This window comes from Pseudomonas arsenicoxydans, assembly GCF_006438915.1.
Classification (GTDB): domain Bacteria; phylum Pseudomonadota; class Gammaproteobacteria; order Pseudomonadales; family Pseudomonadaceae; genus Aquipseudomonas; species Aquipseudomonas arsenicoxydans_A.
Genome location: NZ_RCZE01000002.1, coordinates 364,814 through 388,865 on the forward strand (window position 1 = coordinate 364,814; position 24,052 = coordinate 388,865).

Genomic DNA, 24,052 nt, shown 5'->3' on the forward strand with positions numbered 1-24,052 from the left:
CGAGCCCTCAATTGCCCCGTGGAATCGTTCAAGAATGCGCCTATCTATAGAGAGATGCGACGCACAGAGGCTCAGATTTGCGTTGATCGTCTGATAGAATCGGGTTTTTCAGGGCCGCGAAGATCAATCGCACACCGCCCATTTCGTTTCGACAAGCGCCATCGAGCGCAGAGAGAGCCTGTATGACCGTCACCCTCAAAACCCCAGAGGACATCGCAAAAATGCGCATCGCCGGCAAACTGGCCGCCGATGTGCTGGAAATGATTGCCGAACATGTCAAACCGGGCATCACCACCGAAGAGCTGGACCGCATCTGCCACGACTACATCGTCAACGAGCAGAAAGCCATTCCTGCCCCGCTCAACTATAAAGGCTACCCGAAGTCGATCTGCACCTCGATCAACCACGTGGTCTGCCACGGCATTCCGAACGAGAAGCCGTTGAAAGATGGCGACACCCTGAACATCGACGTCACCGTCATCAAGGACGGTTACCACGGCGACACCAGCCGCATGTTCCACGTCGGCACCGTGCCGGTCTGGGCCGAGCGCCTGTCGCAAGTGACCCAGGAATGCATGTACAAGGCGATTGAAATCGTCAAACCTGGCTGCCGCCTCGGCGACATCGGCGAAATCATCCAGAAGCACGCGGAAAAGAACGGCTTCTCGGTGGTTCGCGAGTTCTGCGGTCACGGTATCGGCAAAGTGTTCCACGAAGAGCCGCAGATCCTGCATTACGGCCGCGCCGGCACCGGCATGGAGCTGAAAGCGGGCATGACCTTCACCATCGAGCCGATGATCAACCAGGGCAAGGCCGACACCAAGGTGTTGGGCGATGGCTGGACCGCAATCACCAAGGACCGCAAGTTGTCGGCCCAGTGGGAGCACACCCTGCTGGTCACCGACACCGGTTACGAGATCTTCACCCTGCGCGCCGACGACACCATCGCGCGCGTTTCGGCCTGATCCGCACCGCACCGCTCTCAGCCTTATAGATAGACAGGAAAGCCAATCGATGCCGCAGGTGGATCCCGAACTCTTCGACCGCGGCCAGTTCCAGGCTGAACTGGCCCTGAAGGCAAGCCCGATCGCGGCCTTCAAGAAGGCGATTCGCCAGGCCCGCGAGGTGCTCGACGGGCGCTTTCGCAGCGGCCGCGACATTCGCCGGCTGATCGAGGATCGCGCCTGGTTCGTCGATAACATCCTGCAAAAGGCCTGGGAGCAGTTCAACTGGAGTGAAGACGCCGACATCGCGCTCGTCGCGGTCGGCGGCTATGGTCGTGGTGAGTTGCACCCCTATTCCGACATCGATCTGCTGATCCTGCTGGACAGCGCCGATCACGAAGTTTTCCGCGATTCCATCGAGCGTTTTCTGACGCTGTTGTGGGACATCGGCCTGGAAGTCGGTCAGAGCGTTCGTTCGGTGGATGAATGCGCCGTTGAAGCCCGCGCAGACCTGACGGTCGTCACCAACTTGATGGAAAGCCGCACCATCTGCGGTCCCGAGCGCCTGCGCCAGCGCATGCTGGATGTCACCAGCACTGCGCATATGTGGCCAAGCAAGGAATTCTTTCTGGCCAAGCGCGCCGAGCAGAAGGCCCGTCACCACAAATACAACGACACCGAATACAACCTGGAACCCAACGTCAAAGGCTCGCCCGGCGGCCTGCGCGATATCCAGACGATTCTATGGGTGGCCCGTCGCGAATACGGCACCCTGAACCTGCGTGCACTGGCCGGCGAAGGCTTTCTGGTAGAGAGCGAAAACGCCCTGCTGGCCTCTTCCCAGGAGTTCCTCTGGAAAGTCCGTTACGCGCTGCACATGCTCGCTGGTCGCTCCGAGGATCGCTTGCTGTTCGATCATCAGCGCTCGATTGCCGGACTGCTGGGGTTTGTCGGCGATGACGCCAAGCAAGCCATCGAAAACTTCATGCAGCAGTATTACCGGGTGGTCATGAGCATCGCCCAGCTCAGCGACCTGATCATCCAGCACTTCGAAGAAGTCATTCTCGCCCCGGAAGACGAAGCGCCACCGCAACCGATCAATTCGCGGTTCCAGTTGCACGACGGCTACATCGAAGCGCGCAACGACAACGTGTTCCGTCGCACGCCGTTCGCCATGCTCGAAATCTTCGTGCTGATGGCACAGCAGCCGGAAATCAAAGGTGTTCGCGCCGATACCATCCGCCTGCTGCGCGAACATCGGCACCTGATCGACGACGAGTTCCGTAACGACATTCGCAATACCAGCCTGTTTATCGAGCTGTTCAAGTGCAAGATCGGCATCCACCGCAACCTGCGCCGGATGAATCGTTACGGCATCCTCGGGCGCTATTTGCCGGAGTTCGGCTTCATCGTCGGCCAGATGCAACACGACCTGTTCCACATCTATACGGTCGATGCGCACACCCTGAACCTGATTAAACACTTGCGTAAGTTGCAGTACTCACAAGTGTCGGAAAAATTCCCGCTGGCCGCCAAGCTCATGGGCAAGCTGCCCAAGCCCGAGCTGATCTATATGGCCGGGCTTTACCACGACATCGGCAAGGGCCGGCATGGCGACCACTCGGAAATCGGCGCGGTGGATGCCGAAGCCTTTTGCCAGCGCCATCAGCTGCCGGTATGGGACAGTCGCCTGATCGTCTGGCTGGTGCAAAACCACCTGGTGATGTCGACCACGGCCCAGCGCAAGGACTTGTCCGACCCGCAGGTGATCCACGATTTCGCCCAGGCCGTCGGCGACGAAACCCGCCTCGATTACCTGTACGTGCTGACTGTCGCCGACATCAACGCCACCAACCCGACGCTGTGGAATTCCTGGCGCGCCAGCCTGTTGCGCCAGCTCTATACAGAGACCAAGCGCGCTTTGCGCCGCGGCCTGGAAAACCCGGTCGATCGCGAAGAGCAGATCCGCCAGACCCAGAGCGCGGCATTGGACATCCTCGTGCGCGGCGGCACCGACCCGGACGACGTCGAACAGCTGTGGGCGCAGCTCGGCGATGACTACTTCTTGCGTCACACCGCCGGCGACGTGGCCTGGCACAGCGACGCGATTCTCCAGCAGCCGGCTGACGGCGGGCCGCTGGTGCTGATCAAGGAAACCACTCAGCGCGAGTTCGAGGGCGGCACGCAGATCTTCATCTATGCGCCGGACCAACACGATTTCTTCGCCGTGACCGTGGCCGCAATGGACCAGCTCAACCTGAACATTCACGACGCCCGAGTCATCACCTCCAGCAGCCAGTTCACCCTCGACACCTACATCGTGCTCGACACGGACGGCGACTCGATTGGCGATAACCCGGCGCGGGTCAAACAGATCCGCGACGGCCTGACCGAAGCCCTGCGCAACCCGGACGACTACCCGACCATCATCCAGCGCCGGGTGCCGCGCCAACTCAAGCATTTCGCCTTCGCGCCGCAAGTGACGATCCACAACGACGCCCAACGCCCCGTGACCGTACTGGAACTCACGGCTCCCGATCGCCCGGGCCTGCTGGCACGGATCGGTACGATCTTCCTGGAGTTCGACCTGTCGCTGCAAAACGCCAAGATTGCCACGCTGGGCGAGCGTGTGGAGGACGTGTTCTTCATTACCGACGCAAACAACCAGCAATTGTCGGACCCGCTGCTGTGCAGCCGCTTGCAGGATGCAATCGTTGAACAGCTGAGCGTCGGCCACGAACCCGATATCAAAATTTCCCGCATTAGCATCTGAATAAACCAACTTTCCCTGTGGGAAAGCGCTTATGTAGGAGTCGGGCTTGCCCGCGATAGCATCACCTCGGCGCACCTGACAAACCGAGGCGCCTGCATCGCGGGCAAACCCGACGCCTACAAAAGCCAGCTCCCACACCGAACGAGATCTACCGATGAACAACGCTCTGAACCAGTTGCAGCCCTACCCGTTCGAGAAGCTCCGCGCTCTGCTCGGCAGCGTCACGCCAAGCCCGGACAAGCGCGCCATTGCGTTGTCGATCGGCGAGCCAAAGCACCGTTCGCCAAGCTTTGTCGCCGAAGCGCTGACCAGCAACCTGGACCAGATGGCGGTGTACCCGACCACCCTCGGCATCCCGGCCCTGCGTGAAGCCATTGCCGCCTGGTGTGAACGCCGTTTCAGCGTCCCGAGCGGCTGGCTCGACCCGGCGCGCAACGTGCTGCCGGTCAATGGCACCCGTGAAGCGCTATTCGCCTTCACCCAGACCGTGGTCAACCGTGGCGACGACGCCTTGGTGGTCAGCCCGAATCCGTTCTATCAGATCTATGAAGGCGCGGCGTTCCTCGCCGGGGCCAAGCCGCACTACCTGCCGTGCCTGGACGAAAACGGTTTCAACCCGGATTTCGATGCCGTATCGCCAGACATTTGGAAGCGCTGCCAGATCCTGTTCTTGTGTTCCCCAGGCAACCCGACTGGCGCACTGATCCCGGTCGATACCTTGAAGAAGCTGATCGCCTTGGCCGACGAATACGACTTCGTTATCGCGGCGGACGAGTGCTACAGCGAACTGTATTTCGACGAGCAAACACCGCCGGCCGGCTTGCTCAGCGCCTGCGTCGAACTGGGTCGCAAGGATTTCAAGCGTTGCGTGGTGTTTCACAGCCTGTCCAAGCGCTCCAACCTGCCAGGCCTGCGTTCGGGCTTTGTGGCCGGTGATGCCGAGATCCTCAAGGGCTTTCTGCTCTATCGCACCTACCATGGCTGCGCAATGCCGGTTCAGACCCAGTTGGCCAGCGTTGCGGCATGGAACGACGAAGTGCATGTGCGTGCCAATCGTGCGCTGTATCGCGAGAAATACGATGCGGTGCTGGAAATCCTTGGCCCGGTGATGGATGTGCAGCGTCCGGATGGCGGGTTCTACCTGTGGCCGAACGTTGAAGGCGACGATGAAGCGTTTTGCCGTGATCTGTTTGTGCAAGAACATGTGACTGTGGTGCCGGGCTCTTATCTGTCTCGCGAAGTTGATGGCTTCAATCCGGGCGCCGGGCGCGTGCGCATGGCATTGGTTGCGCCGTTGGCTGAGTGTGTAGAAGCAGCGAAGAGAATTCGCGACTTTATTATCCGCAATAAGTAAATATGCCTGCCTGCACTGTGCAACGCAGTGCAGGCACTCTTATAAAGTCAGTTACATTTCGTTCACTATTAAAACTCACCACACTGCTGCGTTCCCCTTACTCTCATGCAGCACATAACTGTGCTCCCAAATAAGACATTACATCCACTTCACGGAAGAAGTAACGAATGAATTGCATTGAAAACTGTTCTCTTATTCAATGGCCTGATGATCAGCAATCCTATGATGCTGCCATCAACGAAAATCCCGCAAACGCAAACACCTCCAGCAGTACTCGCCGCAAGCGCTCGCTGATCAATTACTCAAAGCTTTGGGCTAACGGACGAACGCTCAAAATCGCCTTCATCGACGACCCTGATGATGCGCACAAACAGAAGGTCATCGACGCCGCCAGCCAATGGCTGCCCTATATCAATCTGAGCTTCGATTTTGTCGATGGACTTGAAGGGGATATCCGGATCGCAACGAAAAACAATGCCAACAGTTCAATGCTCGGCACCGATGCGCTGTTGATTCATCCTGACTGGCAGACCATGGACCTGGGTGTCAAACCTGAAGATGCAGACTTCGACGTGATCGTGACTCATGAGTTTGGACATGCTTTAGGCGCCATGCATGAACACCAACACCCTGAGGCCACTATCCCCTGGGATAAACCGAAAGTTTATGAGTTCTACCAGAATCGGGAAATGAACCCATTGACCAAGGAACAAGTCGACAGGAACCTGTTTCAGCCCTTCGATACCATCGACGCGATTTATACGCCCTACGACAGAAAGTCGATCATGCACCATCCCGTGGCGAACACCCTGACACTGGGTGACTGGGAAAATCCAATCAACCGAAAGATCAGTAAAAAAGACAAGCGTTTAATGAAACTGCTCTACCCCAAGCGCTAAAACTTTATTCTTTTTAACGATCGAGAACAGGAGCATCGTCATTGAAAACAAACGGACGAGCACTGCCGATATCAACACGACTACACGCACACTATAAGCCAATCAATTATGAACATTATTACTCCCTGCAAAATGATCCGCGCTATTGATGAACTTGCCTCTTACGACGCAGCCATCCTGGAAAACCCCGACAACGCCCAACGCTCTTCCACGGGCCGACGTTCCAAGCGCGCCATTGGCACCTGGAGCAAATTCTGGGGCAATGGCCGGACGTTAAGAATCGCGTTCGTGGATACGCCGACTCAAATGAAACGGCTTGCCATCCAAGCGTTGATCAAGCAATGGCAACCCTCTGTGAACGTGCATTTCGAATTTGTTGACCACGGTGAAAGCGAGATCAGGATTTCAACATCCAGCGCGACAAACGACTCCGCAGTAGGCACTGATGCGTTGTTGTACGAACAACATGTACCAACGCTGAATTTGAATATTGAAATCGACCATCCAGAATTTGAAGCAACCGTACTGCATGAGTTCGGTCACGCATTGGGTCTGCAGCACGAGCAGCAGCATCCAAAAGCGAACATTCCCTGGGACAAGCCGAAGGTTTACGAATTTTATAAAACCCACTTTGGGTGGACCGAGCAAGACACGGATCTTTACGTCCTGACGCCTCTTGGAGGCAGCGACCATCTATGGGGCAGCTACGACAAGGATTCGATCATGCATTACCCCGTTCCGAACGAACTGACGACAGGGGATTGGGAAGTGGGTATCAACACCAAAATCAGCATGCTGGACAGGCGAGTTATGCGCAAAGCCTACCCAAAATAGCCATCGATCGACGCTGACTAAGTCCAGCGAACGCACAGACTAAGCATCTTCTGGTGACGCTACCATTCGCCATGAAAGCCTACTTGACCGATCCCAGATTGGCCTCACTCAAATCCAGTTCCCCCAGCACCTCTCGCAGCACGTCATCACCGATCTGGTGATGGCGGCTGAGGCTATACAACTCCAGGCGCTGCGCACGCAGCGCCTTCAAGCGCAACCGCCGCTCCAGCAAGTCCATCTGAAACGCCAGCGCCTGGGCTTCCGCCGAATCGTTGAACACATCCAGCTGATGCCGATACTCGGACATGATCCGCGCCTTCAGTTCGGTAGCCAGTGCTGCCTGCGCGGCGTCCTGCGGATTGATCTCTTCGATTTCCAGTGCATGGATTGCCGCTTCAGCGGTCTTGCGCCAGGCGTCACGTACTTCATTGCGGCGCTTGTCGTCGGGACTTTTCTCGATGCCGCGCAGCAACAGGGGCAAGGCGATGCACGCGGCAATCAGCGACAGCAGAATCACGCCGGCGGCGATGAAGATCAGCAGATCGCGCTCGGGAAACGCATTGCCTTCCAACAGCAATGGTACCGACAGTATGCCCGCCAGCGTCACGGCCCCGCGCACTCCGCCGACCGTCAGCAACCAGCAGGAACGCGCGGTCGGCACTTGTGTCATTTCGCCCCTGCCGCGCCAGCGTCGCAACAGAACAGACAAGCGCCAGATGCTCTGCACCCAGACGAAGCGCAACACCAGCAACACCAGAAAGATGGCGAGCACATCCAGACAACGGTAGAGCAGCGTCGGCCACAATGATGTTTCATGGCTGGCCACGGCCTTGATGATGTCCGGCAGTTGCAAGCCCAGCAGCAGGAAGATCAACCCGTTGAAGGCAAACTCCAACAGCGACCAGACGCTGCGATTGAGCAATCGGGTGCTGGTCTGGCGCGGAAGCAGATCGAGCCAGCTCTGCATCATCCCCGCCGCCACGGCGGACAAAATGCCGGATGCACCGAGACGTTCAGCCACCACATAAGCGGCGAACGGCAGCAGCAACATGAACACCACATGAGTCGCAGGATCATCCCAGCCGCGAGCGATCATCCATGAGCGCAAACGTCCCACCAGCCAACTCAATGCGACGCCGACGGCCAGGCCGCCAACCGCCACCAACACGAAGGTCACGCTGGCGTTGGCCAGCGAGAAAACGCCCGTCACCGCTGCCGCCAACGCGAATTTGAACGTCACCAGGCCTGAGGCATCGTTCATCAACGCCTCCCCCTGCAACATGTGCATCAGCGGCGTCGGCAGACGATCCCGGGAGATTGCCGAGACGGCCACGGCATCCGTGGGCGACAACACCGCCGCCAAGGCAAACGCCACCGGTAACGGAATGCCGGGTAACAACCAATGAATGAAATAGCCGGCGCCGACCACGGTGAACAGCACCAACCCCACCGCCAGTGTCAGGATCGGCCCGCGCAGGCGCCAAAGTTCACGCTTGGGCATCCGCCAGCCATCGGAAAACAACAGCGGCGGCAGAAACAGGAAGAGGAACAGTTCGGGATCCAGGGCCACATGCAGACCCAGTGTCGGCCAAGCCAGCAACGCACCCGCGCCAATCTGTACCAGAGGCAATGGCAGCGGTAGCAGCCGCCCGATCAGGCGTGAAACGCCGACCAGCATCAATAGGATCAGGACGGTGTAGGCGGTTTGCATAAAGCGCGGGTTCCCAGGCAATCGACAGCATTGAAGTGCCATATTAGCCGCTTAGACTGCCGGCTGGCCGTTGCACCAATGTCGTACGCTGCCGCGACCGACCAATACTACTCTGCGGCAGCAAGCTCGCGCCCACAGGGTTTTGGGTTTTAACTCAAGGGTCATGGCATAATCCGTCACCTTTTTTTTCCAGCACCTGCAAAGGGGGCAATTCCTTGACCGTTTCAAGCAAAACGTTGCACCTTTTCGGCATCAAAGCCTGCGACACCATGAAAAAGGCGCGCACCTGGCTCGATGAACACGCTGTCAGCTATGACTTTCATGATTACAAAACGGCCGGAATCGACCGTGAACACCTGACCCAATGGTGCGACGAGCACGGCTGGCAAGTGGTGTTGAACCGTGCAGGCACGACCTTTCGCAAGCTCGACGACGAACGCAAAGCCGATCTCGACCAGCGCAAAGCCATCGAACTGATGCTCGCACAACCCTCGATGATCAAGCGCCCAGTGCTTGATCTCGGTGACCGAACCCTGATTGGCTTCAAGCCAGATATCTACGCGGCAGCGCTCAAGTAAGCAGCCCGTTCAATTTTGTAGAGGTATTCACATGTCCAATTCCCTGTTCAGCCTGGCCTTTGGTGTCGGCACTCAAAACCGTCAAGGCGCATGGCTGGAAGTGTTCTACGCCGCCCCTGTCCTGCATCCATCGGCTGAAGTCATTGCCGCCATCGCACCGATTCTGGGTTACACCGAAGGCAATCAGGCCATCGCTTTCAGCACCGCTCAGGCGTCGCAACTGGCTGAAGCGCTGAAAGGTGTCGACGCTGCACAAGCCGCGCTGTTGACCCGTCTGGCCGAGAGCCACAAGCCGCTGGTCGCGACCATCCTGGCCGAAGACGCTCAACTGACCTCCACGCCAGAGGCTTACCTCAAGCTGCACCTGCTGTCTCATCGCCTGGTCAAGCCGCACGGCCTGAACCTGGCCGGTGTGTTCCCGCTGCTGCCGAACGTGGCCTGGACCAGCCAGGGCGCCATCGACCTGTCCGAACTGGCTGAGCATCAACTGGAAGCCCGCCTGCGTGGCGAGCTGCTGGAAGTGTTCTCGGTGGACAAGTTCCCGAAAATGACCGACTACGTGGTACCGGCCGGCGTGCGTATCGCTGACGCGGCGCGTATTCGTCTGGGCGCTTACGTGGGCGAAGGCACCACCGTGATGCACGAAGGTTTCGTCAACTTCAACGCAGGCACCGAAGGCCCGGGCATGATCGAAGGCCGTGTGTCGGCTGGCGTGTTTGTCGGCAAGGGTTCGGACCTGGGCGGCGGTTGCTCGACCATGGGCACCCTGTCGGGTGGCGGCAACATTGTGATCAAGGTCGGCGAAGGCTGCCTGATCGGCGCGAACGCCGGTATCGGCATCCCGCTGGGCGACCGCAACACCGTTGAGTCGGGCCTGTACGTGACCGCTGGCACCAAAGTGGCGCTGCTGGACGAGCACAACAAACTGGTCAAAGTCGTCAAGGCGCGTGAACTGGCAGGTCAACCTGACCTGTTGTTCCGTCGCAATTCGGAGACCGGTGCCGTGGAATGCAAAACCCACAAATCGGCCATCGAACTGAACGAAGCGCTGCACGCTCACAACTAAGTGCCGCAGGCACCTGTGGGAGCGGGCTTGTGTGGCGAGGGAGCTTGCTCCCGCTCGGCTGCGAAGCAGTCGCAAAGCTTTTGGGGCCGCTTCGCGCCCCAGCGGGAGCAAGCTCCCTCGCCACACAAGCTTTGCTCCTACGGGTTTGGCGTACACCCGCCCATGTTTACCAGGGCCGAATAACATGATGATCCCCTCTCCCTGGCGCGCCGATTTTCCGGCCATCGCCGCTCTGCAACGGCAAGACCAGACCTATCTGGACAACGCCGCCACCACGCAAAAGCCTCAAGCCCTGCTGGATGCCCTGACGCATTACTACGCTAACGGCGCAGCCAATGTACATCGGGCGCAACACTTGCCCGGCGCCCACGCCACCCAGGCGTTCGAGGCCAGCCGCAGCAAAGTCGCCCAATGGTTGAACGCCGGCGATAGCGGGCAGATCATCTTTACCCACGGCGCGACCTCTGCGCTGAACCTCCTGGCCTATGGCCTGGAGCATCTTTTCAATCCGGGCGATGAGATCGTCATCAGCGCCCTGGAGCATCACGCCAATCTGCTGCCGTGGCAGCAACTGGCGCAGCGGCGCGAGCTGAAACTGGTGATCCTGCCGCTGGATGCAAACGGCTTGATCGATCTGGATGCCGCTGCACAGTTGATGGGTCCGCAAACCCGTTTGTTGGCGGTCAGTCAGCTGTCCAACGTGCTCGGCGTCTGGCAACCGCTGCCGGCCTTATTGGCGATGGCCAAGGCGTACGATGCATTGACCGTGGTCGACGGCGCTCAAGGCGTGGTGCATGGCCGGCACGATGTGCAGGCGCTGGGTTGCGACTTCTATGTGTTTTCCAGCCACAAGCTCTACGGCCCCGATGGCCTCGGCGTGCTGTTCGGCCGCAACGAAGCGCTCAAGCAACTGCGTCACTGGCAATTCGGCGGTGAAATGGTGCTGGATGCGGATTACCACCACGCACGCTTCCGCCCTGCCCCGCTGGGTTTCGAGGCCGGAACGCCGCCAATTGCCGCTGTGATTGGTCTGGGCGCGACGCTGGATTACCTCACCGGGCTCGATCAAGACGCCGTTAACGCCCATGAAGCCGCACTGCATGATTATTTGCTGAAGGGGCTTGAGGCCCGAAACGGCATTCGGTTGCTGGGCAAACCGCAACTGGCCCTGGCGAGTTTTGTCGTCGAGGGTGTGCATAACTCGGATCTGGCGCATTTGCTGACCGAACAGGGGATTGCCGTTCGCGCCGGGCATCACTGCGCGATGCCGCTGCTCAAAAGCTTCGAACTGGCCGGGGCGATTCGGGTGTCATTGGCGCTGTACAACGACTCCGAAGACCTGGAGCGGTTCTTTGAAGCGCTGGATCAGGCCCTGGAGCTGTTGCGATGAGTCTGCCTGCCGATGCGGTGACGGCGCTGGAGACGTTCCAGAACGCTGCCGGCTGGGAACAGCGTGCGCGATTGCTGATGCAATGGGGCGATCGCCTGCCTGCACTGAGTGATGTGGATAAGGTGGATGCCAACCGGGTGCATGGCTGTGAAAGCCAGGTCTGGTTGGTGGCTGCGTTGCAGGATGGCCATTGGCAGTTTGCGGCGAGCAGCGATGCGCGGTTGATTCGCGGCTTGGTAGCGTTGCTGCTGGCGCGGGTCAACGGGTTGTCGGCGGCTGAGTTGCGACAGGTGGATTTGCCGGGGTGGTTCGATCAGCTTGGGCTTTCGCGGCAACTGTCGCCCTCGCGCAGTAATGGCCTGAATGCCGTGCTCCAGCGGATGAACGAGTTGGCTGGCTAATCGCCTTCGCGAGCAAGCCCGCTCCCACACTTCGACCGCATTCCCCTGAGAGAACCCGGTCGAAGTGTGGGAGCGGGCTTGCTCGCGAAGGGGCCATCAACCACACCCATCAAACCTCAGGCTTGACCCGATCCGAAGGCCGCCGAACACCCGCCACAATCTTGTCCACAGCCTTGGTCGCCGCCACCATCCCGAACGTCGCCGTCACCATCATCACCGCACCAAACCCGCCCGCGCAGTCCAGCTTCACGCCATCGCCGACAAAACTCTTCTGCAAACAGATGCTGCCATCCGGTTTCGGGTAGCGCAGTTGTTCAGTGGAAAATACACACGGCACGCTGTAATGGCGAGTCACGGTGCGAGAGAAGCCGTAGTCGCGACGCAAGGTCGAGCGCACTTTCGACGCCAGCGGGTCATTGAACGTGCGGTTCAAGTCGCACACTTGAATCAGCGTCGGATCAATCTGACCACCCGCACCGCCAGTGGTAATGATCTGGATCTTGCGCCGCTTGCACCACGCAATAAGCGCCGCCTTGGCGTTAACGCTGTCGATGCAGTCGATCACGCAGTCAATGTTCGGCGTGATGTACTCGGCCATGGTCTCGCGGGTGACAAAATCCGCCACCGCGTGCACCGTGCAGTCCGGGTTGATCCCGCGCAGGCGCTCGGCCATCACTTCGACCTTGGGCTTGCCGACGGTGCTGTCCAGAGCGTGTAACTGACGATTGGCGTTACTGACGCAGACGTCGTCGAGGTCAAACAGCGAAATCTCGCCCACGCCACACCGGGCGATGGCTTCCGCCGCCCAGGAACCGACGCCACCGACGCCAACGATCGCCACATGCGCCGCGCGCAGGCGCTCCAGCCCCTCGATGCCATACAAACGGGCGATGCCTGCAAACCGCGGATCTTCTGTGCTCATGACCAATACCCCAAAAACCGGCGCGCATTATAGGGCCACTGCGCGAGAACTTTTAACCTTCCGGCTACAAGTGTAAGAACTTATGTGAAAGCAAATTGCCCAATGTCCGGCAATTCCCTGTCCGCTGTACGAAAAGAGAATGCCCGGTGTAGGATGCGCGCCCCTTGGCGACCGCCAACCGTTCCTTCGTTCCACAGTCTTTGGAACCTGAAATAGCTATGTCATCCCGCAAATTTGGACTCAACCTGGTCGTGGTGCTCGCCATCGCAGCCTTGTTTACCGGCTTCTGGGCGCTGATCAACCGCCCAGTCACCGCCCCCAACTGGCCTGAACAGATCTCCGGCTTTTCGTACTCGCCGTTTCAGCAAGGCCAGTACCCGCAGAAAGAGCAGTACCCGACCGACGATCAAATGCGTCGCGACCTGGAGATCATGAGCAAGCTGACGGACAACATCCGTACTTACTCGGTCGACGGCACCCTGGAAGACATTCCCAAGCTCGCCGAGGAATTCGGCCTGCGCGTGACCCTGGGGATCTGGATCAGCCCGGACCAGGAGCGCAATGAGCGCGAAATCACCCGCGCCATCGAAATTGCCAACACCTCGCGCAGCGTGGTTCGCGTGGTTGTAGGCAACGAGGCGATCTTCCGTAAGGAAATTACCGCCGCCGAACTGAGCGTGATCCTCGATCGCGTCCGCGCCGCCGTGAAGGTGCCGGTGACCACGTCCGAGCAGTGGCACGTCTGGGAAGAACACCCGGAACTGGCCAAGCACGTCGACCTGATCGCCGCCCACGTTCTGCCTTACTGGGAATTCATCCCGGTGGACAAGGCCGGTCAGTTCGTCCTCGACCGCGCCCGCGACCTGAAAAAATTGTTCCCGAAAAAACCGCTGCTGCTCTCGGAGGTTGGCTGGCCGAGCAACGGCCGTATGCGTGGCGGCACCGATGCCAGCCCGGCAGATCAGGCGATCTACCTGCGCACCCTGGTCAACAAACTCAACCGCCAGGGCTTCAACTACTTCGTGATCGAAGCGTTTGACCAGCCGTGGAAGGCCAGCGACGAAGGGTCGGTGGGCGCCTATTGGGGCGTGTTCAACGCCGCGCGCCAGCAGAAATTCAACTTCGAAGGCCCGGTGGTCGCGATCCCGCAATGGCGGGTGCTGGCGATCGGCTCGGCCGTATTGGCGTTGCTGTCCCTGACCCTACTGATGATCGACGGCTCGGCCCTGCGCCAGCGTGGCCGTACCTTCCTGACCTTCATCGCGTTTCTGTGCGGTTCGGTGTTGGTGTGGATCGGTTACGACTACAGCCAGCAATACAGCACCTGGTTCAGCCTGACAGTCGGATTCCTCTTGGCGCTCGGTGCGCTCGGGGTCTTTATTGTTCTGCTGACCGAGGCGCATGAACTGGCCGAAGCAGTCTGGACCCACAAGCGTCGTCGTGAATTCCTGCCGGTGGTGGGCGATTCGGACTACAGACCGAAAGTCTCGATCCACGTGCCCTGCTACAACGAGCCGCCGGAGATGGTCAAACAGACCCTCAACGCCCTGGCCAACCTCGACTACCCGGACTTCGAAGTCCTGATCATCGACAACAACACCAAGGACCCGGCGGTCTGGGAACCGGTGCGCGATTACTGCGAAACCCTCGGCCCGCGCTTCAAGTTCTTCCACGTTGCCCCGCTGGCCGGCTTCAAGGGCGGCGCGCTGAATTATCTGATCCCGCACACCGCCAAGGATGCCGAAGTGATCGCGGTGATCGACTCGGACTATTGCGTCGACCCGAACTGGCTCAAGCACATGGTGCCGCACTTCGCCGATCCGAAAATCGCGGTGGTGCAGTCGCCGCAGGATTACCGCGATCAGAACGAAAGCACCTTCAAAAAGCTCTGCTACGCGGAATACAAAGGCTTCTTCCACATCGGCATGGTCACCCGTAACGACCGTGACGCGATCATCCAGCACGGCACCATGACCATGACCCGTCGCTCTGTTTTGGAAGAACTTGGCTGGGCCGACTGGTGCATCTGTGAAGACGCCGAGTTGGGTTTGCGCGTGTTCGAAAAAGGCCTGTCGGCGGCGTATTACCACACCAGCTACGGCAAAGGCCTGATGCCCGATACCTTTATCGACTTCAAGAAACAGCGTTTCCGCTGGGCCTACGGGGCGATTCAGATCATCAAACGTCACACCGCCAGCCTGCTGCGCGGCAAGGACACCGAACTGACCCGTGGCCAGCGTTACCACTTCCTCGCGGGCTGGTTGCCGTGGGTCGCGGATGGCATGAACATCTTCTTCACCGTCGGCGCGTTGTTGTGGTCGGCGGCGATGATCATCGTGCCGCAGCGGGTCGATCCGCCGTTGCTGATTTTCGCGATCCCGCCGTTGGCGCTGTTCGTGTTCAAGGTCGGCAAGATCATCTTCCTGTATCGCCGCGCCGTCGGCGTGAACCTCAAAGATGCGTTCTGTGCAGCACTGGCCGGACTGGCGTTGTCGCACACCATCGCCAAAGCGGTGCTGTACGGCTTCTTCACCAGCAGCATTCCGTTCTTCCGCACGCCGAAAAACGCCGATAACCACGGCTTCTGGGTGGCGATTTCGGAGGCGCGTGAAGAGATGTTCATCATGCTGCTGTTGTGGGGCGCGGCGCTGGGGATCTTCCTGGTCAACGGCTTGCCGAGCAACGACATGCGCTTCTGGGTGACCATGTTGCTGGTGCAATCGCTGCCATACCTGGCGGCGCTGATCATGGCGTTCCTGTCTTCGCTGCCGAAACCGGTAGCCGAGCCTGAGCCAGCACCGGCCGTCTAAATCCGTAGAGATGCACTAAACGGCGGCCAATGGCCGCCGTTTTGCTTTAAGATAACCGCCATTTTGCGCGCCCAGCACCAATTCCTGTAGGAGCAAAGCTTGCTCGCGATTGATGCCACTCGGTGTAACAGAAAGACCTCATCATCGTTCATCGCGAGCAAGCTTTGTTCCTACACAATTAGCTTCCGGAGTTTTCCATGACGGCCCACGCCGACCTTTCGCCGACCCTTCAACTCGCCATCGACCTGATCCGCCGTCCGTCCGTGACGCCGGTCGACGCCGATTGCCAGAAGCAGATGATGCAGCGCCTGGGCGATGCCGGTTTCATGCTGGAACCAATGCGCATCGAAGATGTGGATAACTTCTGGGCGACCCACGGTAAACACGACGGCCCGGTGCTGTGCTTCGCCGGTCACACCGACGTGGTGCCGACCGGTCCGGTGACGGCCTGGCAGATCGACCCGTTCAACGCACTGATCGACGAACACGGCATGCTCTGCGGCCGTGGCGCAGCAGACATGAAAGGCAGCCTGGCGTCGATGACCGTGGCCGCCGAGCGCTTTGTCGCCGACTACCCGGATCACAAGGGCAAGGTCGCTTTCCTGATCACCAGCGACGAAGAAGGCCCGGCTCACCACGGCACCAAAGCTGTGATCGAACGCCTTGCCGCCCGTAAGGAGCGTCTGGACTGGTGCATCGTCGGCGAACCGTCGAGCACCACCTTGGTAGGCGACGTGGTCAAGAACGGCCGTCGCGGCTCCCTCGGCGCCAAGCTGACCGTTCGCGGTGTACAGGGCCACGTGGCCTATCCGCACCTCGCCAAGAACCCGATTCACCTCGCCGCCCCGGCCCTGGCCGAACTGGCCGCCGAGCATTGGGACCACGGCAATGATTTCTTCCCGCCGACCAGTTTCCAGATCTCCAACGTCAACTCCGGTACCGGCGCGACCAACGTGATCCCGGGCGACCTGGTGGCGGTGTTCAACTTCCGTTTCTCCACCGAATCCACGGTTGAAGGCCTGCAAAAACGCGTCGCCGACATTGTCGACAAGCATGGCTTGGACTGGCACATCGACTGGGCGTTGTCCGGTCTGCCGTTCCTGACCGAGCCGGGTGCGTTGCTGGATGCCGTGGCGTCGAGCATCAAGGACATCACCGGTCGCGACACCAAGGCCTCCACCAGCGGTGGCACCTCCGACGGGCGCTTCATCGCGACCATGGGCACGCAGGTAGTTGAACTCGGTCCGGTTAACGCAACGATCCACCAGGTCAACGAGCGTGTACTGGCCGCCGACCTCGACGTGCTGACCGAAATCTACTACCAGACCCTGATCAAGTTGCTCGCCTGATGCTCGCTTGCCCGATCTGCAGTGAACCGCTGAACGCGGTGGAAAACGGCGTGGCCTGCCCCGCTGGGCATCGTTTCGACCGCGCGCGCCAGGGTTACCTGAACCTGCTGCCAGTGCAGCACAAAAACAGCCGCGACCCTGGGGATAACCTGGCCATGGTCGAGGCCCGCCGCGATTTCTTGAACGCAGGCCATTACGCGCCGGTGGCCAAGCGTCTGGCGGAACTGGCGGCGCAATACGCGCCGCAACGCTGGCTCGACATCGGCTGTGGCGAGGGTTACTACACCGCGCAAATCGCCGAGGCCTTGCCCAACGCCGACGGTTACGCGCTGGACATCTCCCGTGAAGCGGTCAAACGCGCCTGCAAACGCAACCCGCAGCTGACCTGGTTGATCGCCAGCATGGCGCGGGTGCCGTTGGCCTCGGGCAGTTGTCAGTTTCTCGCCAGCGTCTTCAGCCCATTGGATTGGGAAGAAGCCAAACGCCTGCTCAGCCCCGGTGGCGGCTTGATGAAAGTCGGGCCGACCAGCGGCCATTTAATGGAATTGCGCGAGCGGCTGTACGACGAAGTCCGCGAATACACCGACGACAAGCACCTGGCCCTGGTGCCGGACGGCATGGCATTGGCGCACAGTGAAACCCTGGAATTCAGACTGACGCTCGCAGAGGGTCAGGATCGCGCGAACCTGTTGGCCATGACGCCTCACGGTTGGCGCGCCAGTGCCGAACGCCGCGCAGCGGTCATCGAACAGGCCGAGCCGTTCGAGGTCACTGTGTCGATGCGCTACGATTACTTCGTTCTTCAATAACCCTTAATTTTTTGGTCTTGAGCAATGGCTTGAGGCCGGCTAAATCCGCGAATGGATTTTTCAGACCGCAGTGAGGACATCCATGCGCCAACCCGATATCGAGATTTACCTGAAAGACGCCGACGTCGACTACAAGGCCATCGCGGCCTGGCTCGGCACTGCTTTGGGCCCGTGCACCGACTGGGTTCAGAAGGGCCAGACGTACAAGTGCAAGGCCGGCAACGTGCCTGTCACCTGGCTGCCGAAAGCCGTAGGCAAGTGGAACAGCTTGTTCCTGGACAGCGACCAGACCCCATGGGAAGACGACATCGCCTGCGCCCGCGCAGCCTTTGCCGCGCTGAACGTCGAAGTGCGTTGCGCGCCGGGGACGTGGATCGAAGAAGAAGGTGAAGAGACAGCGGATCGCTGGATGCGCATCAGCGCTGATGGTGAAGAAGAAATCACCTGGAAAACTGTTTAAAAAACGACGCTGATCAAATGTGGGAGCGGGCTTGCTCGCGAATGCGGTGTATCAGTCGACATAAACCTGGACTGACACACCGCATTCGCGAGCAAGCCCGCCCACATTGATTTTGTGTGATCTGAACAGTGGGTTTAGAGCCCCACCACATCCTCAGCCTGCAAGCCTTTCTCGCCTGTCACCACGGCATATTCAACCTGCTGACCTTCAGCCAGCGAACGGTGCCCTTCGCCGCGAATCGCGCGGTAATGCACGAACACGTCCACCCCATCCTCGCGTTGAATAAAGCCGTAGCCCTTGGCGTCGTTGAACCACTTCACGTTGCCGGTTTCGCGCGTAGCCATGAATCAGTACCCCCCTTGTTTTTATTTTGAACGGCCGAGTATATGACAGCCGTCAAAACTCTCAACTCACTTTACTTAGGCGCTTTTTTGCCGATTTTCGGTGAATACGGCACACTATCGACCGCCCTAGCAATCGCTCGGTTTTAACCACTCACGCAGAAGCCGTATGACCCGTTCCCCGTTCCGCCGTCTTGTGTTTGGCACCCTGCGCCGACTGTTGTATCTCTGGGTTCGCTCGGAGACGATCAATCAGTCGTCGTTCACCCTCAACCTCGACCGCAGTCGCCCGGTGTTCTACGTCCTGCAAAATCCATCACTGACCGACCTCGCCGTGGTCGACACCGAATGCAGCAAGGCCGGCCTGCCCCGCCCGGTGTTGCCGGTTTCAGTGGGTAATCTGTTGGAACCCGCCGCGTTCTTTTACCTGACACCCGAGCCCGACTGGCTTGGCCGCCAGGACAAACGCGGCGCGCCGCCCACCTTGACCCGCCTGGTCAGCGCCCTGAGCCAGAATGCCGCCGAAGATGCGCAGATCATTCCGGTCAGCGTGTTCTGGGGCCAGTCGCCGGACAGCGAATCGAGCCCGTGGAAATTGCTCTTCGCCGACAGCTGGGCGGTGACCGGGCGTCTGCGCCGCTTGCTCAGCATCATCGTGCTGGGACGCAAGACCCGCGTGCAGTTCTCCGCACCGATCCACTTGCGTGAACTGATCGATCACAACAAGGGACACGAGCGCACCGTGCGCATGGCCCAACGGATCCTGCGGGTACACTTCCGCAACCTCAAAGCCGCCGTCATCGGCCCGGACATTTCCCACCGACGCAATCTGGTCAAGGGTTTGCTCAACCAGCCGCTGGTCAAACAAGCGATCCTCGACGAAGCCGAGCGCGAAAACATCGCCCCGGAGAAAGCCAAGGCCCAGGCCCTGCGCTACGGCAACGAGATCGCCTCCGACTACACCTACACCGCGATCCGTTTTATGGAAGTGGTGCTGAGCTGGTTCTGGAACAAGATCTACGACGGCATCAAGGTCAACAACATCGAAGGCGTGCAAAACGTCGCCCCGGGTTACGAAGTGATCTACGTACCCTGCCACCGCAGCCACATCGACTACCTGCTGCTGTCCTATCTGCTGTTTCGCAACGGCCTGACCCCGCCGCACATCGCCGCCGGGATCAACCTCAACATGCCGGGGATCGGCGGCCTGCTGCGTCGCGGCGGTGCATTCTTCATGCGCCGTACCTTCAAGGGCAACCCGCTGTACACCTCGGTGTTCAACGAATACCTGCACACCCTGTTCACCAAAGGCTTCCCGGTCGAATACTTCGTCGAGGGCGGACGTTCGCGCACCGGCCGCATGCTGCAACCGAAAACCGGGATGCTGGCCATTACCCTGCGCAGCTTCCTGCGTTCATCGCGCGTGCCCATCGTGTTTGTGCCGGTGTACATCGGTTACGAGCGCGTATTGGAAGGCCGGACCTACCTCGGCGAACTGCGTGGCGCCACGAAAAAGAAAGAGTCGATTTTCGACATTTTCAAAGTCATCGGCGCGCTCAAGCAGCGCTTCGGCCAGGTGGCGGTGAACTTCGGCGAGCCGATCAAACTGGCGGAGTTCCTCGACAGCGAACAGCCGGACTGGCGCCAACAGGAACTCGGCCCGCAATTCAAACCGGCCTGGCTCAACGAAACAACTAACCGCCTCGGCGAAAAAGTCGCACAGCATTTGAACGAAGCGGCCGCGATCAACCCGGTCAACCTGGTGGCCCTGGCGCTGCTGTCCACCAGCCGTCTGGCGCTGGATGATCGCGCCATGGCGCGGGTGCTCGATCTATATCTGGCGCTGCTGCGCAAGGTTCCGTATTCACCGCACACCACGCTGCCGGAAGGTGACGGTCGTGCACTGATCGAGCATGTGAAGGACATGGACCTGTTGTCCGAGCAGAGCGATGCGCTGGGCAAGATTCTTTACCTGGACGAGCAGAACGCCGTCCTGATGACGTACTACCGCAACAACGTGCTGCACATTTTTGCCTTGCCGGCGCTGCTCGCAAGTTTCTTCCAAAGCGCTTCGCGCATGAACCGCGACCAGATCCTGCGCTACACCCGCGCGTTGTATCCGTACCTGCAATCGGAACTGTTCATTCGCTGGTCCATGGATGAACTCGACACCGTGATCGACCAATGGCTGGAAGCGTTCGTCGAGCAAGGCCTGCTGCGCTTTGAAAACAACGTTTACCTGCGTCCGGCGCCAAGCTCGCGGCATTTCGTGCTGCTGACCTTACTGTCGAAGAGCATCGCCCAGACCTTGCAGCGCTTCTACATGACCGTCTCTTTGCTGCTCAACAGCGGCCAGAACAGTATCAGCGCCGAGGAGCTGGAAGACTTGTGCACGGTCATGGCCCAGCGCCTGTCGATCCTCCATGGCCTGAATGCCCCGGAATTCTTCGACAAGAGCCTGTTCCGTCATTTCATTCAAACGATGTTGGACCTCGACGTGCTCAAGCGCGACGAAGCCGGCAAGTTGAGCTATCACGAATTGCTCGGCGAACTGGCCGAAGGCGCGGCCAAACGGGTGTTGCCGGCGGAGATCCGCTTGTCGATCCGTCAGGTGGCGTTGCATCGCAGTGAAGATGCGGCGGATCAGGCTTAGTTATTGCCAGTAACTTTCTGACAACAACTAAAAGAACAGGGACGTTCTTATAGTTGTCCGATTATGGATTAATGGATCACTCCAATTAACCCGCCACGATATGGATATCGCGATGAACTCAGTAGATAACACCAGCCACTACATCACCCTTACATTTAGTTTGCCTGAAGACTTTATGCCTCCCACCGACGGCGAGGCCGAGACTTATATCAGCGTTTATACGGCAAATACTCAGTCTCCCATTAAAGTAGCGCAATCGCGTAATCCGATGCTGTACAGCGGTCGCTGGAACTTTTCATTTGCACACCGTTATTCCGATGTCAGCGTCAAATACCGTGTGAATGTCAGCATGACCCACAACGGTGTGCCACTGCTGATTGACCTGGACCACTTCATCGTTGTCCACCGTACCCCTCACCGCCAAATACTGCACCTGAGCCCGATCGGTCGCCTCTACATCCAGGCGCAAGAACCTCAAGCGGTAGAACCCGAACACGCAGTGACCATCGTTGCCCATGAATACGACAACGCGACGGTGCAACTGACTCAAGTGCATGTCAGTGAACAAATGGCAGAGGCGTTTTATCTGGAGTACGATCCGGACACTGTTGTGCCGGGTAAACGCTATACCCTGACGGCGACTGAAAATGAATACCGAAATTCAATCGAAGTCTATCCCGGCTCTGTTGTATTAAAACCCTTCAGCAAAGCCTGATAACCTTCACGCCCACAATAAACCGGCGAAACGGCTGTCAGCATCCGTTCCTCCTCAATCCGAACAAGGAAGCTGTCATGTTCCGCCCTACCCTTCGCTTCGCCGGCCTCTGCGCAGGCTTGATGATCTCTGCCAGCGCACTGGCGCTGTCACTCAGCGACCTGTCGCAAAAAGACGCCACGGGGGGCCTCAAGGATGCCCTGACCCAAGGTGCGCAACTGGCGGTCAAACAACTCGGTACACCGGGTGGCTTCAGCAACAACCCTGAGGTGAAAATCGGTTTGCCGGGCAAACTCGGTAAGGTCGCCGGCAAGATGAAGCAATTCGGCATGGGCGATCAGGTCGACGAACTGGAAGCCAGCATGAACAAGGCGGCTGAAACTGCCGTGACCCAGGCTCAGCCAATCCTCGTAGACGCGGTGAAGAAAATGAGTGTGGAAGATGCCAAGGCCATCCTCAGCGGCGGCAACGACTCGGCCACTCAATACCTGAACAAAACCAGTCGCGAACAGATCCGAGTCAAGTTCCTGCCGATTGTGAAGCAGGCCACTGATCAGGTCGGCCTGGCCAAGCAATACAACACGTTCGCCGGTCAGGCAGCGACCATGGGTGTGCTGGATACCAAGAATGCCAACGTCGAAAGCTATGTCACCGAACAGGCCCTGAACGGTTTGTTCGAGATGATCGGCAAACAGGAAGAAACCATCCGACAGAACCCTGCGGCGGCTGCGACCAGTCTGGCGAAGAAGGTGTTTGGCACGTTGTAATTCCGAGCGACTGAACCCCATTAAAAAGCCCGCTGACCTTTACGGGTTCAGCGGGCTTTTTATTTAAACGGCCTCCATGATGGATGAGGCCACGGGTGCGCCCTGGGTCAGTCTGTTCCGATAGACCTCGATAAAACCACTGACGGCCCGCAGGATCACCGAACACTGGAAATCGATGAAGTAGGTCAGGTCCAGTTCATCGGCCTCGGTGTTCAAATACGAACGCCCGTATTTCAAGGGTGCGTTGCGCAGCAATACGCTGATCGCAATGTAGCGAAACGCCGAGAAGTCATTCTTGAACATGAACCAGTAAAACAGTGCCCGCGCGACACGACCATTGCCATCGCGGAAAGGATGCTCGTAACCCAAGGCAAAATGCAGCGCGATGCCTTTCACCAGCGGATGGAGGTAGTCCTCACGATTGATATCGTCGTGGGACTGATTGATCCACTTCGACAGCACCTGCAAGCGTGACACCAGCCCCGCGGCGGGCGGCGGTGTATGCACGGTGTTGCCCTCGCCGTCCTGCACCACCACATCATCGTTGCCTCTGAATTCGCCCGGCGAATACTGCGCGTCATCAATACCCTCGACGCCAACACGATGCATCGCTGTGATGAGCTCCACACTCAGCAGTTCATAACGCTGTTCCCAGGCAAAGTTCATCATCTGGTAGTTGCCAATGACCATTCGCTCGTCGGGCGTTCGCGGCAGGCGATGGCGCTTGAGCATGTCCTTGGCCACCCGCGTGGTGGTTGCAGCGCCTTCGAGTTGGCTGCTGCTGATGGCTTCGTCTTCGATCAGGTCATTGAGCAGATAGCTGAAATGCGCACGCTCACCGATCTGGCTGGTCATGTATTCCAGTGCGGCGGTGGTGGTTTGCCGATCGACTGCCGAAATGGCTTTCTGCGCCAATGGCGTCAGCACGAAGTTGCCCCACTGGGCCGGCTCGCCCAAGGGCAGAAGGCAGGAATACTGTGCTGTCCGGGCCTTTTTGACCAAGGCCCAGCACACTCTTGAATCCAGCCCCGACGCCCAGCGGTAACGCAATTCATCAAATGGGAGGTAACGCCCCTGATCATCCAGCGGTTTCAGCAGGGCCAGGTAATCCGGGAGGCGTTCCTTGTGGGGGGATTTCATCAACAGGTCGAACACCGGATCGGTCCTGCCCGTTACAACCGGTGGCTTCTTCATGACGACTGTCTCAAAACTCGTAAAACTGAGACATGAGTACGGCATTCAGAGTCCTCTGACTCAATATCGGAGGATTCTGAAA

20 protein-coding genes are annotated in these 24,052 nt (G+C 59.0%); 16 read left to right on the forward strand and 4 right to left on the reverse strand.

All coding sequences use genetic code 11. The features are described 5' to 3' along the window. The first annotated feature begins 182 nt into the window (after positions 1-182). The 5 genes from map to EAH78_RS05235 all read left to right on the forward strand — a co-directional run bounded on the left by map (position 183) and on the right by EAH78_RS05235 (position 6,804). Positions 183-965 carry a type I methionyl aminopeptidase gene (gene map / locus EAH78_RS05215; RefSeq protein ID WP_140666356.1) on the forward strand — a complete coding sequence of 261 codons (783 nt, stop codon included), beginning with the start codon at positions 183-185 and terminating at the stop codon, positions 963-965. 49 nt (positions 966-1,014) lie between these two features. After that, positions 1,015-3,717, forward strand: a complete 2,703-nt coding sequence (locus EAH78_RS05220) for a [protein-PII] uridylyltransferase (protein WP_140666358.1) — start codon at positions 1,015-1,017, stop codon at positions 3,715-3,717. Between the two features lie 154 nt (positions 3,718-3,871). Then, complete coding sequence (gene dapC / locus EAH78_RS05225) at positions 3,872-5,071, forward strand: succinyldiaminopimelate transaminase (protein ID WP_140666360.1); 1,200 nt, start codon at positions 3,872-3,874, stop codon at positions 5,069-5,071. Between the two features lie 167 nt (positions 5,072-5,238). Beyond that, positions 5,239-5,970 carry a M12 family metallopeptidase gene (locus EAH78_RS05230; RefSeq protein WP_140666362.1) on the forward strand — a complete coding sequence of 244 codons (732 nt, stop codon included), beginning with the start codon at positions 5,239-5,241 and terminating at the stop codon, positions 5,968-5,970. A gap of 108 nt (positions 5,971-6,078) precedes the next feature. Further along, a complete protein-coding gene (locus tag EAH78_RS05235; protein WP_140666364.1) occupies positions 6,079-6,804 on the forward strand; it encodes a M12 family metallopeptidase in 726 nt (241 codons plus the stop codon). A gap of 79 nt (positions 6,805-6,883) precedes the next feature. On the opposite strand, the gene EAH78_RS05240 is transcribed toward EAH78_RS05235, so the two are convergent. Beyond that, on the reverse strand, positions 6,884-8,515 hold the full coding sequence (locus tag EAH78_RS05240) for a Na+/H+ antiporter (RefSeq protein WP_140666366.1): 1,632 nt from the start codon (positions 8,513-8,515) through the stop codon (positions 6,884-6,886). Positions 8,516-8,730: 215 nt separating this feature from the next. On the opposite strand from EAH78_RS05240, the gene EAH78_RS05245 reads away from it, so the two are divergent. The 4 genes from EAH78_RS05245 (at position 8,731) to EAH78_RS05260 (ending at position 11,950) form a co-directional block, all read left to right on the forward strand. Further along, the gene (locus EAH78_RS05245; protein WP_064676097.1) at positions 8,731-9,093 is read left to right on the forward strand and encodes an ArsC family reductase; all 363 of its coding nucleotides are present in this window, start codon (positions 8,731-8,733) and stop codon (positions 9,091-9,093) included. 31 nt (positions 9,094-9,124) lie between these two features. Continuing rightward, entirely contained in the window at positions 9,125-10,159 is a 1,035-nt protein-coding gene (gene dapD, locus EAH78_RS05250) for a 2,3,4,5-tetrahydropyridine-2,6-dicarboxylate N-succinyltransferase (protein ID WP_140666368.1), read from the forward strand. Positions 10,160-10,343: 184 nt separating this feature from the next. Further along, the gene (locus EAH78_RS05255) at positions 10,344-11,549 is read left to right on the forward strand and encodes an aminotransferase class V-fold PLP-dependent enzyme (RefSeq protein ID WP_140666369.1); all 1,206 of its coding nucleotides are present in this window, start codon (positions 10,344-10,346) and stop codon (positions 11,547-11,549) included. After that, the gene (locus tag EAH78_RS05260) at positions 11,546-11,950 is read left to right on the forward strand and encodes a SufE family protein (RefSeq protein ID WP_140666371.1); all 405 of its coding nucleotides are present in this window, start codon (positions 11,546-11,548) and stop codon (positions 11,948-11,950) included. Before EAH78_RS05255 ends, EAH78_RS05260 begins: the two co-directional genes overlap by 4 nt. Before the next feature lie 109 nt (positions 11,951-12,059). On the opposite strand, the gene tcdA is transcribed toward EAH78_RS05260, so the two are convergent. Continuing rightward, the gene (gene tcdA / locus EAH78_RS05265) at positions 12,060-12,872 is read right to left on the reverse strand and encodes a tRNA cyclic N6-threonylcarbamoyladenosine(37) synthase TcdA (protein WP_170219100.1); all 813 of its coding nucleotides are present in this window, start codon (positions 12,870-12,872) and stop codon (positions 12,060-12,062) included. Between the two features lie 218 nt (positions 12,873-13,090). On the opposite strand from tcdA, the gene EAH78_RS05270 reads away from it, so the two are divergent. The 4 genes from EAH78_RS05270 to EAH78_RS05285 all read left to right on the forward strand — a co-directional run bounded on the left by EAH78_RS05270 (position 13,091) and on the right by EAH78_RS05285 (position 18,300). Next, on the forward strand, positions 13,091-15,682 hold the full coding sequence (locus EAH78_RS05270) for a glycosyltransferase (protein WP_140666375.1): 2,592 nt from the start codon (positions 13,091-13,093) through the stop codon (positions 15,680-15,682). Positions 15,683-15,879: 197 nt separating this feature from the next. Beyond that, complete coding sequence (gene dapE / locus EAH78_RS05275) at positions 15,880-17,031, forward strand: succinyl-diaminopimelate desuccinylase (RefSeq protein WP_140666377.1); 1,152 nt, start codon at positions 15,880-15,882, stop codon at positions 17,029-17,031. Further along, positions 17,031-17,840 (forward strand): putative RNA methyltransferase, encoded by an 810-nt coding sequence (locus EAH78_RS05280; RefSeq protein ID WP_140666379.1) that lies wholly within the window; start codon positions 17,031-17,033, stop codon positions 17,838-17,840. The genes dapE and EAH78_RS05280 overlap by 1 nt, the downstream gene beginning before the upstream one ends. Positions 17,841-17,922: 82 nt before the next feature. Next, entirely contained in the window at positions 17,923-18,300 is a 378-nt protein-coding gene (locus tag EAH78_RS05285) for a hypothetical protein (RefSeq protein ID WP_140666381.1), read from the forward strand. A gap of 134 nt (positions 18,301-18,434) precedes the next feature. Here EAH78_RS05285 and EAH78_RS05290 read toward each other — a convergent pair whose 3' ends face one another. Continuing rightward, positions 18,435-18,644, reverse strand: a complete 210-nt coding sequence (locus tag EAH78_RS05290) for a cold-shock protein (protein ID WP_010462862.1) — start codon at positions 18,642-18,644, stop codon at positions 18,435-18,437. Between the two features lie 166 nt (positions 18,645-18,810). Between EAH78_RS05290 and plsB the strand changes: the two genes are divergently transcribed. The 3 genes from plsB (at position 18,811) to EAH78_RS05305 (ending at position 22,776) form a co-directional block, all read left to right on the forward strand. Further along, positions 18,811-21,294 carry a glycerol-3-phosphate 1-O-acyltransferase PlsB gene (plsB, locus tag EAH78_RS05295; protein WP_140666383.1) on the forward strand — a complete coding sequence of 828 codons (2,484 nt, stop codon included), beginning with the start codon at positions 18,811-18,813 and terminating at the stop codon, positions 21,292-21,294. 112 nt (positions 21,295-21,406) lie between these two features. Beyond that, positions 21,407-22,009: a hypothetical protein gene (locus EAH78_RS05300; RefSeq protein WP_140666385.1), complete on the forward strand. Its 603-nt coding sequence runs from the start codon at positions 21,407-21,409 to the stop codon at positions 22,007-22,009. A 77-nt stretch (positions 22,010-22,086) separates the two neighbouring features. Continuing rightward, complete coding sequence (locus EAH78_RS05305) at positions 22,087-22,776, forward strand: DUF4197 domain-containing protein (RefSeq protein ID WP_140666387.1); 690 nt, start codon at positions 22,087-22,089, stop codon at positions 22,774-22,776. Positions 22,777-22,839: 63 nt separating this feature from the next. Here the strand turns inward: EAH78_RS05305 and EAH78_RS05310 are convergent, their stop codons facing one another. Next, positions 22,840-23,970 (reverse strand): Fic family protein, encoded by a 1,131-nt coding sequence (locus tag EAH78_RS05310; RefSeq protein ID WP_140666389.1) that lies wholly within the window; start codon positions 23,968-23,970, stop codon positions 22,840-22,842. Positions 23,971-24,052 lie beyond the last annotated feature (82 nt).